General features: G+C 60.6%; 12 protein-coding genes. 5 read left to right on the top strand and 7 right to left on the bottom strand.

Going from position 1 to position 15,787, the window contains the following annotated elements:
- Positions 1–306: 306 nt before the first annotated feature.
- The 5 genes from ftsZ to ACRZ94_RS03450 all read left to right on the top strand — a co-directional run bounded on the left by ftsZ (position 307) and on the right by ACRZ94_RS03450 (position 7,587).
- Positions 307–1,929 (top strand): cell division protein FtsZ, encoded by a 1,623-nt coding sequence (gene ftsZ / locus ACRZ94_RS03470; protein WP_480796675.1) that lies wholly within the window; start codon positions 307–309, stop codon positions 1,927–1,929.
- A 212-nt stretch (positions 1,930–2,141) separates the two neighbouring features.
- On the top strand, positions 2,142–3,062 hold the full coding sequence (gene lpxC, locus ACRZ94_RS03465) for a UDP-3-O-acyl-N-acetylglucosamine deacetylase (RefSeq protein ID WP_480796674.1): 921 nt from the start codon (positions 2,142–2,144) through the stop codon (positions 3,060–3,062).
- 127 nt (positions 3,063–3,189) lie between these two features.
- Positions 3,190–4,032: an outer membrane protein assembly factor BamD gene (locus tag ACRZ94_RS03460; protein WP_480650318.1), complete on the top strand. Its 843-nt coding sequence runs from the start codon at positions 3,190–3,192 to the stop codon at positions 4,030–4,032.
- Positions 4,033–4,067: 35 nt separating this feature from the next.
- Positions 4,068–5,717 carry a DNA repair protein RecN gene (gene recN, locus ACRZ94_RS03455; RefSeq protein ID WP_480650319.1) on the top strand — a complete coding sequence of 550 codons (1,650 nt, stop codon included), beginning with the start codon at positions 4,068–4,070 and terminating at the stop codon, positions 5,715–5,717.
- Positions 5,718–5,901: 184 nt separating this feature from the next.
- Positions 5,902–7,587 (top strand): chloride channel protein, encoded by a 1,686-nt coding sequence (locus ACRZ94_RS03450; RefSeq protein ID WP_480650320.1) that lies wholly within the window; start codon positions 5,902–5,904, stop codon positions 7,585–7,587.
- Here the strand turns inward: ACRZ94_RS03450 and ACRZ94_RS03445 are convergent.
- The 7 genes from ACRZ94_RS03445 to ACRZ94_RS03415 all read right to left on the bottom strand — a co-directional run bounded on the left by ACRZ94_RS03445 (position 7,584) and on the right by ACRZ94_RS03415 (position 15,780).
- A complete protein-coding gene (locus ACRZ94_RS03445; protein WP_480650321.1) occupies positions 7,584–8,948 on the bottom strand; it encodes a DUF3179 domain-containing protein in 1,365 nt (454 codons plus the stop codon). The genes ACRZ94_RS03450 and ACRZ94_RS03445 overlap by 4 nt on opposite strands.
- A gap of 111 nt (positions 8,949–9,059) precedes the next feature.
- Positions 9,060–9,401, bottom strand: a complete 342-nt coding sequence (locus tag ACRZ94_RS03440) for a DUF427 domain-containing protein (RefSeq protein WP_480650322.1) — start codon at positions 9,399–9,401, stop codon at positions 9,060–9,062.
- Between the two features lie 58 nt (positions 9,402–9,459).
- Entirely contained in the window at positions 9,460–11,241 is a 1,782-nt protein-coding gene (locus tag ACRZ94_RS03435) for an aminopeptidase P family protein (RefSeq protein WP_480650323.1), read from the bottom strand.
- 74 nt (positions 11,242–11,315) lie between these two features.
- Positions 11,316–13,193 (bottom strand): cobaltochelatase subunit CobT, encoded by a 1,878-nt coding sequence (gene cobT / locus ACRZ94_RS03430; protein WP_480796673.1) that lies wholly within the window; start codon positions 13,191–13,193, stop codon positions 11,316–11,318.
- A gap of 122 nt (positions 13,194–13,315) precedes the next feature.
- On the bottom strand, positions 13,316–14,302 hold the full coding sequence (cobS, locus tag ACRZ94_RS03425; RefSeq protein WP_480796672.1) for a cobaltochelatase subunit CobS: 987 nt from the start codon (positions 14,300–14,302) through the stop codon (positions 13,316–13,318).
- Positions 14,303–14,488: 186 nt separating this feature from the next.
- Complete coding sequence (locus ACRZ94_RS03420) at positions 14,489–15,040, bottom strand: NYN domain-containing protein (protein ID WP_480796671.1); 552 nt, start codon at positions 15,038–15,040, stop codon at positions 14,489–14,491.
- Positions 15,041–15,153: 113 nt separating this feature from the next.
- Positions 15,154–15,780, bottom strand: a complete 627-nt coding sequence (locus ACRZ94_RS03415) for a J domain-containing protein (RefSeq protein ID WP_480796670.1) — start codon at positions 15,778–15,780, stop codon at positions 15,154–15,156.
- Positions 15,781–15,787 lie beyond the last annotated feature (7 nt).

The following is a 15,787-nucleotide window of genomic DNA, read 5'->3' as shown; positions in this document are numbered from 1 at the left end:
ACAAGGCCCGTCAGAGGCCCTGCGGCAGGACCCTGAGCAGTTTTCCGCACCTGAAAACCTGAAGAATCGCAAAGTGACGTGCCTGTAGCTGCGGCGCGCATGTCGCTTTTGTTGTGGTGGATTGAGTTCATTCCGCAACATATGGCATTTAATGCGAAATACCGCTATCGCCTGCCTTATTTCCTCCATATTTTGTAGAATTTAGCGATTTTTGGCGTGACCTTTGCCGTTTCGCTCGGTAGGATTGTCCGTGGATAGGTAAGAAAAACACCGCTTTGGCGGGTCAATAAAACAGGCGGACAGAGCATGACATTGAATCTTTCGATGCCCGGGCACGACGAACTGAAGCCTCGGATTACAGTATTTGGCGTTGGTGGTGCGGGTGGCAACGCTGTCAACAATATGATTGAGAAACAGCTGGATGGCGTCGATTTTGTGGTCGCCAACACTGACGCGCAGGCGCTGCAGCAAAGCCAGTCCTCGGCGCGGGTTCAGCTGGGCGTAAAGGTCACCGAAGGTCTGGGGGCAGGGGCCCGTCCGACCGTGGGTGCCGCGGCAGCCGAAGAAAGCATCGAACAGATCGTCGATCATCTGGCAGGGGCGCACATGTGCTTTATTACTGCCGGTATGGGCGGTGGCACCGGTACGGGCGCTGCCCCGATCATCGCGCAGGCCGCGCGTGAGCTGGGCGTGCTGACCGTGGGTGTTGTCACCAAACCCTTCCAGTTCGAAGGCGCCAAGCGGATGCGTCAGGCCGAAGACGGTGTTGATGCACTGCAAAAGGTCGTTGATACGCTGATCATTATCCCCAACCAGAATCTCTTCCGTCTGGCGAACGAAAAAACCACGTTCACCGAGGCGTTCTCGATGGCCGATGACGTGCTGTATCAGGGCGTCAAAGGCGTGACCGATCTGATGGTCCGTCCGGGCCTGATCAACCTCGACTTTGCCGATGTGCGCGCCGTGATGGACGAGATGGGCAAGGCGATGATGGGCACCGGTGAAGCGACTGGTGAGGATCGCGCGGTTCAGGCGGCTGAGAAGGCGATTGCCAACCCGCTGCTGGACGAAATCAGCCTGAAAGGGGCCAAGGGCGTTCTGATCAACATCACCGGGTCGCACGACCTGACCCTGTTCGAGCTGGACGAAGCGGCAAACCGCATCCGCGAAGAGGTGGACCCCGAGGCCAACATCATCGTCGGCTCGACCTTGGATACCGCCATGGAAGGCGGCATGCGCGTTTCGGTTGTTGCCACGGGCATCGACGCCAGCGAGAAATCCGAGGACGTGCCGGTTGCGCGCCGCACCATGTCGGCCCCGCTGACCCGCACCGTTTCCGCAGAAGAGGCGCTGCACGAAGAAGCTCCCGCTGCGGCTGAGCCTGTTGAGGCGCCTGTTGCTTCAGCGGAGCCTGCGCGTGAACCGTCCTTGTTCGAAACCACGGATGAACCCGCGCAACCGCAGTTTCAGCCGCGGGCAGAACAGGATGATGACGGTCTGCCGCCTCCGGCATATCAACCGCGCGTGGCTGAGTTTGAGCCGACGCCCGAGCCGGTTGAACCTGCTCCCGAGAGTTTTGTGGCCCCCCAGCCGCAAGCCGCAGCCGGAACGCCATCACCCGAAGCCCTGCAGCGCCTTCAGGCTGCTGTGCAGAATGTGCCCGCATCCGAGCGCGGCTATGCGGCCCCGCGCCCACAGGCCCCGCAACCGGCCCCGACCGCGCAGGCAGATGCGCAGGATCGTCCCCGGTTTGGGTTCAATCGCCTGATCGACCGGATGACCGGTCACGCGACGGATACTCCGGCGCAGCCGGTGCGCCAGCAGCCACCGATGCGCCAGGCTGACGCAACGGCTCCTGCGCAGGAAGAGGCCGATCCCGAACAGGACCGGATCGAAATTCCCGCATTTCTGCGTCGTCAGGCGAACTGAATACAGTAACAATATCATTGGAAAGGGTCGCCGCTGGGCGACCCTTTTTCGTTTAAAATAAGGTGCTTAACTGTATGTAAGCAGGGTTTTGCCGATCTGTTACAAACATGTTTCATTCAGTTGCAAAGAGTGAGTTGAGCCTTGAACCGCCCTTGCTTAGTTGAGTGTCCAACACGGCCCCTGCGGTCGGACACCACTCACCGAGGTTTATTTTGCAACATACGCTCAAATCTCCGATCACGTTTACAGGCGTTGGGCTGCACAGCGGCAAACCTGCGACGATGGTCCTGAAACCGGCAGCCGCCGGTCACGGCATCTGGTTCAAACGGACGGATATTGATTTGGGCAATGCGCTGATCCCGGCCATTTATGACGTGGTCGAGCGGACCCCGCTTTGCACCCGGTTGGTGAATGAGGCGAATGTATCGGTCTCGACCGTCGAACACATCATGGCGGCATTGGCCGGTTGCGGTGTGCATAACGCAGTGATTGAGATTGACGGCCCCGAAGTGCCGATCATGGATGGGTCTTCGATTGATTTCGTGCGCGGCATCGTGGCTAAGGGCGTGCGCCGCCAGGCCAGCCCGGTTTTGGCTTTTGAGGTTCTCAAACCCGTCACCGCATCGCGTGAGGGCGCCAGCGCGTCGATTGCGCCTGCTGATGGATTGATCATCGATTTTCACATCGATTTCGAAGACGGTGCCATCGGTTCGCAAACCAAGACGCTGGATATGCGTAACGGTTCCTTTGCGCGCGAGCTGAGCGATTGCCGCACCTTCTGCCGTCGCACCGATGTCGAAACGATGCGTGAGAATGGTCTGGCTTTGGGCGGAACGCTGGACAATGCAGTGGTTGTTCAGGGCGATGATGTGCTGACACCCGGCGGGTTCCGCCGCGCAGATGAGGCTGTGCGTCACAAGATGCTGGATGCGCTTGGGGATCTGTACCTGGCCGGTGGCCCGATTCTGGGGTATTTCACTGGTGACAAATCCGGCCACGCGATGACAAATACGCTACTGCGTAAGCTGTTTGAAACACCCGGCGCGGTACGCCCGGTATTGTGCACGCCAGAACAGGCAGCCCGTTTGCCGGGGCAGGGGCTTGTGCGCGACGAAATCCCTGAAGTCGCCTGATTAGTTCAACTCTGTCGACAATTCCGCCAGCGGACGTACTAAGGCGTTTTGCCCCGGAATTATTTATGCTAAACCAAAGTCCGATCTGGGGCTTACCCCGACAAGAAATACGACAAGGATAGGCGGAATGGTTGGCACCAAAGCGGCAGTCAGAGTCGCAGGCGCGATTCTTCTGGCAGCAGTTTTGACGGCGTGCAGCGACAAAGGCGCAGACCGCAATCAGAACCTGGAAGGCTTTACGCCGGAACAGATTTTCACGCGCGGTGAGTATGAGCTGTCGCAGAATCGCTCGGATGACGCGGCGTGGTACTTCTCGGAAGTTGAACGTCTGTACCCCTATTCCGATTGGGCCAAGCGCGCGTTGATCATGCAGGCGTTTTCGTTCCACTCGGACAAGAACTATGAAGAAAGCCGCGCGGCGGCGCAGCGGTATATCGATTTCTATCCGACAGACGAAGATGCCGCCTATGCGCAATATCTTCTTGCGCTCAGCTATTATGACCAGATTGATGAGGTCGGGCGCGATCAGGGCCTTACCTTTCAGGCGCTGCAATCGCTGCGCACCGTGATCGAGGTCTATCCCGACAGTGAATACGCCACATCGGCGGTGCTGAAATTCGATCTGGCCTTTGACCATCTGGCGGGTAAAGAAATGGAGATCGGGCGCTATTACCTGCGTCAGGATCACTACACCGCCGCAATCAACCGGTTCCGGGTTGTGGTTGAGGATTTCCAGACCACCACCCACACCGCTGAGGCGCTGTATCGCCTGATCGAGGCTTATCTGTCTCTGGGTCTGGTGGATGAGGCGCAATCGGCCGGTGCGATTCTGGGTTTCAACTACCAGTCCTCGGAATGGTATGATGCGGGCTACAAGCTGCTGACTTCGCGCGGGTTGGAGCTTAAGAGCCGTGGCAATAACTGGCTGAGCCAGATTTACCGTCAGACCATCAAAGGTGAGTGGTTGTAATCGCCATGGCTACAGGCTTGGGACGCTAAGACCCGATGCTGCGCGCCCTTGAGATACGCGACATGCTGATCATTGACCGGCTGGATCTAACCTTCCAGCCGGGTCTGAACGCGTTGACCGGTGAGACCGGGGCAGGCAAGTCGATCCTGCTGGACTCACTGGGCTTTGTGCTCGGGTGGCGCGGGCGCGCGGAACTGGTGCGTCAGGGTGCGGCTCAGGGTGAGGTCATGGCAGAGTTTGAACTGCCCCCGGACCATCCCGCCCATGCGGTGCTGGCCGAGGCTGGGCTGCCCGGTGGGGCAGAGTTGATCCTGCGCCGCGTCAACACCGCCGAAGGGCGCAAAACGGCCTGGGTGAACGATCGTCGTTGCTCGGGCGAGGTGCTGCGGGCCTTGTCCGAGACGTTGATCGAATTGCACGGACAGCATGATGATCGCGGTCTGCTGAACCCGCGCGGCCACCGGGCCATGCTGGATGAATACGCGGGTGTTGGGGATCATCTTGCAGCGGTACGCGCCGCCTGGACCGACATGTCCCGCCTGCGCAAAGCGCTGGCCGAGACCGAGGCCGCGCTGGCGGCGATGCGCGCCGAAGAGGAATTCCTGCGCCACGCCGTGGCCGAGCTGGACAAGCTGGACCCGCAACCGGGCGAAGATGCCGATCTGGACGCTCGCCGCCGGATGATGCAGGGGGCCGAGCGTATACGCGACGATGTGGCGCGTGCGTTCGATCTGCTGGGCGGGCAAGGGGCCGAAGGGGCGATGTCCGACGCCGTGCGCTGGCTCGAAGGTGTGTCAGACAATGCGGGCGGTCAGTTGGAAGAGCCGATTGCCGCGCTGGGTCGCGCCCTGATCGAATTGGGCGAGGCGCAGGACGGCGTGAATACCTGCCTTCAGGCGCTGGATTTCAACCCGGCGGAATTGGAGGCGGCCGAGGAACGGTTGTTCGCGATCCGCGCACTGGCCCGCAAGCACGATGTGGCCCCGGATGATTTGGGCGCTTTTGCCGATACCTTGCGCGACCGGTTGAACCGGCTGGATGCGGGCGATGCGGATATGGCGGATCAGCGCGCCGCGGTCGAGGCTGCTGAGGCCGCATTCAGTCAGGCTGCGACCGAGCTGAGCACAGCGCGCAAACACGCCGCAGGACAGTTGGATACGGCCGTGATGACGGAACTCGCACCGTTGAAAATGGAACGCGCGGTGTTTCAGACCGAAATCACCGCCGCCGATCCGGGCCCCGAGGGTATTGATGCGGTGGCCTTTACGGTGGCAACCAACCCCGGCGCGCCATCCGGCCCGTTGAACAAGATCGCCTCGGGTGGTGAGCTCAGCCGGTTTCTTCTGGCGCTCAAGGTCTGTCTGACGGGTGATGACAGCGCCCGCACCATGATTTTTGATGAGATCGACCGGGGCGTCGGCGGGGCCACTGCGGATGCGGTGGGGCGCCGTCTGGCCGCGTTGGCGCAGGGCGGGCAGGTGCTGGTCGTGACGCACTCACCACAGGTGGCGGCCCGCGCGGCGCATCACTGGCGGGTGCAGAAACAGGTGGCGGACGGGCAGACGCTGTCGACGGTCATTCCGCTGGCCGAACCTGACCGGGTTGACGAGATCGCCCGCATGGTGGCAGGCGACACCATCACGGATGAGGCGCGCGCCGCCGCCCGTGCCTTGCTGGACGCCTAGAGCGTTTCGGGATTACCTGAATCACCCTGCGACATGAATGTCCCGAGAACGCCGCAGGCGTGGCAGGGTATTCGTGTCTCACGTTAAACCCGAACCGCTTTAAGCCCTTCACTGTCGCGCGATCCGGCTTTTATCTGTGCCCTCCGTGGCTTACTAAGGGATATGACCTGATCCCCGAGGGCCAATGACCCAATCGACGCGCACCGTTCTTCGCAACCAGCTAAATCAGGCTTTGGCCGCGATGAAAGAGGCGTGGCGGGTGATGCGGCGACGTGGACCAAGCCAGATCCAGTTCTGGTTCATCGCACTGGCAATCGGGATCGCGGCGGGCTTTATGGCATTGGGCTTTCGCAAGGCGATCCGGGGGTTGCAGGCCTGGGTCTATGACACCGAAGACATCCTGCTGCTGCACAGCCATGTGGAAAAGCTGCCCTGGTTCATCGTTCTGATCACACCGATCATCGGCGGTTTGATCGTAGGGATTATCCTGCACAGGTTTACCGACGATGGCCGTGTGCGCTCGGTCGCTGACGTGATCGAAGGGGCTGCCATCACCGACGGACGGGTCGAGAAAAAGGCCGGAATCGCGTCCTTCTTTGCCTCGCTGGTCACGCTCAGTACCGGGGGGTCAACGGGCCGCGAAGGGCCAGTTGTACATATGGCCGGTGTGATCTCAACCTGGGTCAGTGACCGGATACATGCGGATGGCATCACCGGACGCGACCTGTTGGGATGTGCGGTGGCGGCGGCTGTGTCGGCCAGCTTTAACTCTCCGATCGCGGGGGCCCTGTTTGCGCTTGAGGTTGTGCTGCGCCATTTCGCCGTGCACGCCTTTGCCCCGATTGTCATCGCCTCGGTTGCGGGCACGGTGATCAACCGACTGGAATATGGCGACGTGACCGAGTTTGTGCTGGAGACGCCGGGATCGCTGCAATTCTACGTCGAACTGCCTGCCTTTTTGATCCTTGGCCTGATCTGCGGGCTGGTGTCGCTGGTGCTGATGCGCTCGATCTTTTTTGCCGAGGATATCGGCACCCATATCCAGAACCGCCTGTCTCTGCCGCGTTGGCTGCGCCCGGCGGTGGCGGGGGCGATGCTGGGTCTGCTGGCGATCTGGTTTCCGCATATTATCGGCGTAGGGTATGAGACGACGATCCGCGCGCTGACCGGCGATCTGACCCTGACGGCCGCGATTCTGTTTGCGGTGATGAAAACCGTTGCCGTTGCCGTCACCATGGGGGGGCGTATGGGCGGCGGGGTATTCTCACCCTCGTTGATGGTTGGGGCTCTGACGGGCCTGGCCTTTGGCCTGATTGCCACCGGGCTGCTGCCGGATGTGTCGGGGACGCACACGCTTTATGCCTTTGCCGGGATGGGGGCAGTGGCTGCTGCGGTTCTGGGGGCGCCGATCTCAACCACGATGATTGTCTTTGAGCTGACCGGGGATTGGCAGATCGGGCTTGCGGTGATGGTCTCGGTCTCAATGTCCACTGCTTTGGCGTCGCGCCTTGTCGACCGGTCGTTCTTCCTGACACAGTTGGAGCGGCGTGATGTGCATCTGGCCGCCGGGCCGCAAGCCTACCTGCTGGCGATGCTGCGTGCCGGGGCTGTGATGCGGCCAATCGGCGATCCCCGCTCGATCACCAAGGAACAGGCGCAGGGGTTGATCGAACAGGGCCTGTGCGTGAAAGCCAGCGCAACGCTTGAGGCTGCGATGCCGTACTTCGACCGTGACGACATCCCGTGCATCCCGGTCGTGATCGTGGATGAGGACGGGTGTGAAAACCCTGTGGGCGCGCTTTATCACATAGACGCGCTCAAGGCGTATAACCGGGCTCTGGCGGCCACAGCTGCCGAGGAGCACTCTTAACCGCGATAAACCGTGGCCGCGTCGCCCAGATAATTGTCCCAGGCGAACCAGTACGAGATATGCCCCGCAACTCGTGGCAGTTCCGCGCCGTCCGGTCCGATCAGCGCCTCTTCGGTCAGTTTCCACTTCTGTCCGTTCTGATCCACCAGACCGCTGCCGGATGCCTTGAACTGATGCGATTTTCGTTCATACGCCCGCACAGCACGCTTGTCAGCATTACCGATCAGAACCAGCGGTCGGTTGGCAATTGCGTCATTGATCACACGGGTTCTGCTGAACGCCTCAAGCGGCCAGGCCCGCGCTGCACCGAACTGCCGAATGGTAAAGATGTAATCCTTTTGCTGGTGCTGGGATTGATCGACCAAAGCAGGAAACATCAATTCGGGCGAGGCGAAATATTCGCGATACACCACCCCTGACCCATAGTTGCGCCGATGCCCGGTTGTCAGCGACAGAACGCGGGTCTTGGGGTGCGAGCTCTTCCAGCTTTGCCATGTGGTGATGACGACCGGGCGCTGTTTCAGCTCGATCCCGCTGTTGACCAGCGGCCCGGAAACCGGCTTGCCCGTATATTGGTTCCACAGCGAATTTGTCTCACGGTCGAACATCAGCTTGTTGGACCGGTAGAGGAACCCGGATGAGCCAAAGACCAGAGGTTTTCGCCGACCTGCAACCTGTGTCTCAAACAAAATGCCCGAGCCGCAGAGTGTGCAATAGGCCAGTGCCACCGGCACGCCTCCGATCACCTCGTTGAACATCTCGTGCCAGCCCATGATCCGCAGCGGATAGGCACGCACATCTCCGTTGATCGAGACGCCAAACACCAGATCACCGTCCTTGAGGTAATCGGCACGGTCAGCAGAGATCAGATTGGGATTGTCCAACGAGGGGATACCGTCCTTGAGCACGCCGCCCCAGGTGATCTCTTCCAGTCGGATTTTCATTTTGTCCCGCTGTATATACTCCGGGCGCAGGAAGTCATCAAAGTTTTCGTCGAGGCCCAGCAAGACCTCGCGCTTGAACGGAATCAACGAAGGATGCGGCACCACCTGCGGGTTCTGTTCCTGCCACAGCATCCAGTCGAACCAGTCGGTGCCGATGCTGGTGCCGGTCAGCTGGCGCATGACTTCGGCGATCTCATCACTGCGCCGCCGGGCATAGCGCATGGCGGTGATCAGGGCAGGGACCACATCCGGATTGCCCCGTTGCACCAGAAAGGCCATGCCCTCTTCGAATTCAGAATTGCTGCTGTACAGAGTGGACCTGACGGCCTCAAGCACTGGGTCCTGCTGCGCCCAAAGGGCACCGGGAAGGGCGGCGCTGGCCAACAGTCCTGTGAAAGTGCGGCGCGTGATCGACATGGCATCCTCCGATGGTATCCATGCACATTTTGCACCGTGGGCGGCTCACGTGCATTCAACAGCTGCGTGAACACGCCCGGTTTTATGGCCTGAAGCGGCCGGTTGGTCAGATCAGATTTGCTCGACCTTCACCGACTCGGCCGGGTAGAAGGCCACATAGCCCTTGATTTCACCCATGGCCGATACCGGGTTGTCATAACTCCAGGCGGCGTTCTCGGTCACCGAGGATTTGTTGACGATCGAGAAATGCGTGGCGTCGCCTTTGTGCGGGCAATGCGTGACCTTGTCGGTTTCGTCCAGAAAGGCCATAGCGATATCCGAGCGCGGGAAATAGATCACTGGGGTCAGATCACCTTCGGCCAGTTCCAGCGCCTCATGACTTTCGCCCAGAATGGCACCGCCTGAACGGACGCTCCATTTGCCCGGAGCTTTGCGGATCGTAATCTCAACCATATCTCTTCCCTCGTCTTTATGGGCCTCTCCTCTGCCCGGTATATGTAACAGTTTCGCGTCAGATTGGCGCGGTTGCGGCATCCAACCACAGTTGCGCGTCATCGCCCAGCCTTGGCCGGATTTTTTCCGCAACCTCGCGGTGATAGGCGTTGAGCCAATCGCGTTCCGCCGTTGTCAGCATCTGGGGCAGGATCAACCGCCGGTCGATGGGTACAAAGGTCAGGGTGCGCCATGCCAGCATCGCGCGTTCGTCGTCACCGCCAGGCAGGGTGGGCGCGTCTTCGACGACAACAAGGTTCTCGATGCGGATGCCAAACGCCCCTTCGCGGTAGTAACCCGGCTCATTCGACAGGATCATCCCCGGCAGCAGCGGCACATGGCTGACCTTGGACAGACGCTGCGGCCCTTCATGCACGCTGAGATAAGCGCCCACGCCATGTCCCACGCCATGGTTGAAGTCCTGCCCTGCGGCCCATAGCGGCGCGCGGGCAAAGGCTTCGATATCCCGTCCGGCCAGACCCACGGGCCAGCGCAGCATCGACAGGTTGATCATGCCTTTCAACACACGGGTGAAGCAGGCTTTTTCCTCATCCCCAACCTCGCCGATGGCGATGGTGCGGGTGATGTCGGTGGTGCCGTCCAGATACTGCCCGCCACTGTCGAGCACCAGAATATGCCCGTCTTCCAGAACGCTGTCGGTCTCCTCGGTCACGCGGTAATGCATGATCGCGCCGTTGGGGCCAGTGCCCGCGATTGTGTCGAAGGAAATATCCTGCAGCGCGTTATCCTTGCGCCGGTTTTCCTCCAGCCGTGTTACGACCTGAGTTTCCGTCAGCGTACCGGGGGCCTGCGCATCCAGCCAGCACAGGGTTTCGATGACAGCCACGGCATCGCGCAGATGGGCTGCGGCGCTGCCCGCGATCTCTGCCGCGTTTTTGCAGGCTTTGGGCAGTGCGCAGGGATCGCCATCGTCGACCATCCGGTCCTGCAACACATCGGCCACGGCCTGGGGCAGAGTGCCCAGATCGACCTGCACCTGGCCTTCAAGCGCCGCGACGGCCTCCAGAAAATCGTCCGGTGCATGAACGCGAACTGCGTCCCCCAGAGGCACCGCCAGCTTTTCCCGGGCCATGAATAGATCCACTTGCCCGCCGGCCTGCAGAATAGCAAAGCCATGCGCCACCGGGTTGTATCCGATGTCCGAGCCCCGGATGTTCAGCAACCACATGATCGAGTCGGGCAGGGTGATGACAGCCGCGCTGCAGTCCGCTTCTCGCAGCGCCTCTGAAAGACGGGCGATCTTGTTATCCGCAGATTCGCCTGCGAATTCCAGCGGGTGCGCCTTGACCGGGTTCATCGGGGCGGGGGGCTGATCCTGCCACACCCGATCCACCAGATTGTCACAGCGCAACAATTCGATACCACTGCCCGCCAACTCTCTCTGAGCTGCGGCGATCTGGCCGGCCGAATGCAGCCAGGGGTCAAACCCCACTTTGCCACCTTTGGGCAATTGATCCTTCAACCATGTGCTCAGGCTGACATCGGGCCACGGCACCGGGGTATAGTCAGACGCAACCTGCGCCTTGACCTGCGTGCGATACCGCCCGTCCACAAAAACACCCGCCACATCCGTCAATGCCGCACAAAAACCGGCCGATCCGGTGAACCCGGTCAGCCATGCCAGACGCTCATCCCGGGGGGCCACATACTCGCCCTGATGCGCATCCGAGCGGGGGATCAGAAATCCGTCCAACCCTTCGCGCGCGAGTTCTTCCCGCAATGCAGCCAAACGCGGAGGGCCCTGTTCCGGGCGCGCGGTCACCTCAAAGGACTGAAACATATCTTACCCCTCCCATACGGGCCTTTGTCTTTTCTTCTATTTGGAAAATACGCCCGCCCGAGGCAAGGCCAGCCCTAGCTGGCCTTTTTCATTCCCATCACACGGGCCCGCGCCCGCGGGTCGCTGTCGAACAGGGCTGCCAATTGCTCGGTCATGGCGCCGGCCAGCTGTTCGACATCCGTGATTGTCACCGCGCGGTCGTAATAGCGGGTCACGTCATGGCCGATCCCGATCGCCAAAAGCTCGACCATCTTGCGCTTTTCGACCATCGCGATCACGTCGCGCAGGTGCTTTTCCAGATAATTCGCCGGGTTCACGCTGAGCGTTGAATCGTCGACCGGTGCGCCATCGGAAATCACCATCAGGATCTTGCGCTGCTCGCGCCGCGCCAGCATCCGGCGATGGGCCCATTCCAGCGCCTCACCGTCGATGTTTTCCTTCAGAAGGCCCTCTTTCATCATCAGGCCCAGATTGGGGCGTGCACGCCGCCATGGGGCGTCGGCCCCTTTGTAGATGATATGGCGCAGATCATTCAGGCGACCGGGCTGTTGCGGGCGGCCATCATTCAACCATGCCTCACGCGCCTGACCGCCTTTCCATGCGCGGGTGGTAAAGCCCAGAATCTCGACCTTCACATTGCAGCGCTCCAGCGTGCGGGCCAGAACGTCGGCGCAGATGGCCGCGATTGAGATCGGGCGCCCGCGCATCGAACCCGAATTGTCCAGCAGCAGCGTCACGACCGTGTCGCGGAATTCGGTGTCTTTCTCGACCTTGAAGCTCAGTGGCGTGGTCGGATTTGCAACCACGCGGGCCAGACGACCGGCATCCAGAATACCTTCTTCGCGGTCGAATTCCCAACTGCGGTTCTGTTGCGCCTGCAACCGACGCTGCAGCTTGTTGGCCAGACGGCTCACCGCGCCTTTCAGCGGCTCAAGCTGCTGGTCCAGATAGGCGCGCAGACGTTCCAGTTCAGCGGGTTCTGCCAGATCTTCAGCCGCGATCTCTTCGTCATGGGTGCTCAGATAGACCTTGTAGTCCGGATCGGCCTCGGATGCGGGTTGCGGGGCAGGCGGTTCCAGCGGAGCCTCCCCCTCGGGCATCTCGGCCTCATCGCCCATCTCTTCATCGGCCATCTCATCCATCGAGACCTGGGCCTGAGATTGATCCTGCTGCTCTTCCTGACTTTGTTCGGGCGTCGCGTCGGCGTCCTGTTCGTCGGGATCATCCTGGCCGGTGCTGTCGGGATCGGGCTGCTCTTCGGCGTCTTCCTCGGCCTGATCTTCCTGCTCGTCGTCCAGCTCATCCGGGTCATCACCCAGCTGGTCGCCATAGCCCAGATCCTTGATCATCTGGCGCGCGAACTTGGCGAATTCGGCCTGATCCGAAAGGATATCGTCAAGGTTTTCCAGCGTCCCGCCGGCTTGTTCCTCGATAAACCCGCGCCACAGATTCATGATGTTGTCAGCCGCAGGCGGCAGGTCGCGCCCGGTGGCCAAATGGCGGATCAGATAGCCCGCCGCAACCGACAAAGGCGCATCCGCAGGCTGTTTGCATTGATCATAACCGCGACGCAGGGCCTCATGCCCGATCTTGACGTCGATATTCGAGGCCGTGCCCGGCATATCCCGCGCGCCCATCGCTTCGCACCGCGCCACCTCCATCGCCTCATAGAGGTCGCGCGCCATATCGCCCGGAGGGGCATAGCGCGCGTGGGTCGCATCATCGTGATAACGCCGCTGCAAGGCCAGAGCGTCCGCCGTTCCGCGCGCCAGCAACACCTCTTCGCGCGTCATCCGGCGGCTGACCTGCGGCAGGCGCATCGATTCGCCGGACAATCCCGACGGATCGACCGTGTAGGACACGTTCAGTTCAGGATCATCGGCCATGACCTTGGTGGCCTCGGCCAGGGCCTTCTTGAACGGATCAGCAGGGTTGTCGTTCTTCTGTACCATGTGCAGACGCCCTTTGTATTGCATGGGCCCGACAAATCAAAGCGGAACCGGATCCACCTTCATCTGGCCAAAAATATCCCCGCCGGAGGCATTGCGCCCGGTACGGGCGCAATTCACCTGTCTCAGCCCAGGCTCACGCTTGCCGCGCTTTCAGGCAGTTCCTCATCAAAGCAACGCTGATAGAACTCAGCCACGGTCTGGCGCTCCAGTTCGTCACATTTGTTCAGGAAGGACAGGCGGAACGCATAGCCGACATTGCGGAAAATCTCGGCGTTCTGGGCCCAGTTGATCACGGTCCGTGGGCTCATCACTGTGGACAGATCACCGTTCATAAAGGCGGTCCGCGTCAGGTCGGCAACGGTGACCATCTGGCTGACGGTCTTGCGGCCTTTCTCGGTGTTGTAATGCGGTGCCTTCGACAGAACGATCATCGTCTCGGCATCGTGGCTGAGGTAATTCAGCGTCGAGACCAGCGACCAGCGGTCCATCTGCGCCTGGTTGATCTGTTGCGTGCCGTGATACAGACCGGTGGTGTCGCCCAGACCCACGGTGTTTGCGGTGGCGAACAGGCGGAAATTCGGGTTCGGCGTGATGATCTCGTTCTGGTCCAACAGGGTCAACTTGCCGTCATGCTCCAGCACGCGCTGGATCACGAACATCACGTCGGCGCGGCCCGCATCGTATTCGTCGAAGACGATGGCGACGGGGTTACGCAGCGCCCAGGGCAGGATGCCTTCGTGGAATTCGGTGACTTGCTTGCCGTCACGCAGCTTGATCGCGTCCTTACCGATCAGGTCGATCCGGCTGATATGGCTGTCCAGGTTCACACGCACGGCGGGCCAGTTCAGGCGGGCGGCAACCTGCTCGATATGGGTCGATTTCCCGGTGCCGTGATAGCCCTGAATCATCACCCGGCGGTTATGAGTGAAACCGGCCAGAATCGCCAGCGTGGTCTCTGGGTCAAACTTGTAGGTCGGGTCGATGGCCGGAACCCTGTCACTGCGCTCGGCAAAGCCCTTGACCGCCATATCGCTGTCAATGCCGAACACGTCACGGACCGAGATATCCTCGGTTGGTTTTGCGTTGATGTCGATCGATCCGTCAGCCATGCGCCTTGTCCTTATCCTTTGGCCCGTCTTGCCGGGTTTGAACCCGTGTGTGGTGCAACATATTACGGGCAAGGGCAAGGGAAAGAGAGACCGTGCAGAAGCTGACCAGATGTTTCTTCGAAACTGGAGTTAAGATGACAGCGGGTCGAAGGGGTTTGCCCCCGGGATTACCACATTCTTTGGTCCCTAAAGCGATAACCACAGTTTCCCTTGTTTGAACCCGCCCCGGACCAGGCTGTTTTGGTGCACGCCGGGAAAATGGGTATCCCAATCGCGAAAACGATCATTTGTGACCACGCGTGCCTTGTGATCCTGTGCCGCCCGCAGGATCAGAGGGTCCGCTGGCGTTCCCTTTGGGGCAATCATGACGCAATCGACCGGCAGTTTGAGCAGTCTGGCGAAATCACGGTCATTCAGGTAGCGATCTGCGATCTTGTACCCGGCGTTGGCGTCGAACACGACCGCAGGCCGTAAACCTGCCGTCTTGAGCGCGGCAAGAACTTCGCGCAGCGTCTTGAGGTCGGGTTTTCCGTTCCTCCAATGCATCACATTCGAACCGTCGAGGATGATCCAGTCGCCAGAGGGCCCGCGCCGTTTGCGCCACGCCCGCAGCAGCAGGATCAGGCTTGCCACCGCGCAGGAAGAGGCCAGCAACAGCCACTCAGGCCGTGCGGGCAGGAAAATCGCGGCGGCCATTCCGCCGAGGGATGCCAGAAACAGGCTTAAGGGCGTTTGCAATGTCGAACCTCGGGAAAGACAGGACAAAAATCGGTTCGACAATGGGGTTCAAATTCGGGATTTTCCAGCCCGAATCCGATGTAAATTAACGACTTTTCTAAGACACCCGGGCCTTACTTGAAATTCCGGCTGTCCTTGATCTGATCCCAGGCCCAAACGACCTCTTGCAGCTGCTCTTCCTGAGATCGGTCGCCGCCGTTCATGTCGGGGTGCAGAACCTTGATCAACTTTTTGTAGGCCTTGCGGACCTCGGCCTTGGTCCAGCTGTCATTGGCTTCCAGAATCTCAATCGCGCGTCGCTCGGTCGGGGGCAGGCGGCGACCGCCTCCGCCCGTGGTGCGGCCTTTGTTCTGCGTGCTGTTCGACCCCAGCACCTGGTGCGGGTCCTCGATGCCCAGACGCGCCCAGGCGCGCGCCTCAGGGTCGCCCATGGGCTTGGTTTCACGTTCCCAGACCTTGTCCTTGGAGCGTTGGGCGTTCAGCTCGGCCTCGGTGGTGCCGTCGAAGAAATTCCATTTCTGGTTATATTCGCGCACATGCTGCTGGCAGAACCAATAAAAATCATCCAGCACATCCGGTGCTTTGGGCGCGCGATACTTGCCCGGCTCTTCACAGCCCGGATGATCACAGATTCGCACCGATGTTTCAGACGCGCCCGACATGCCCCGACGCCCGCGCGGGTTCTTTTTCTTGGCGCTGGAGACGGACATATCGAATCCGAAAGGGTCTGATTTCGTCATGCTGTGA

The organism is Ruegeria sp. CH10, from assembly GCF_056537125.1.
The sequence above is the reverse complement of the archived record's forward strand: the minus strand, read 5'-3'. Positions and strand labels throughout refer to the sequence as shown.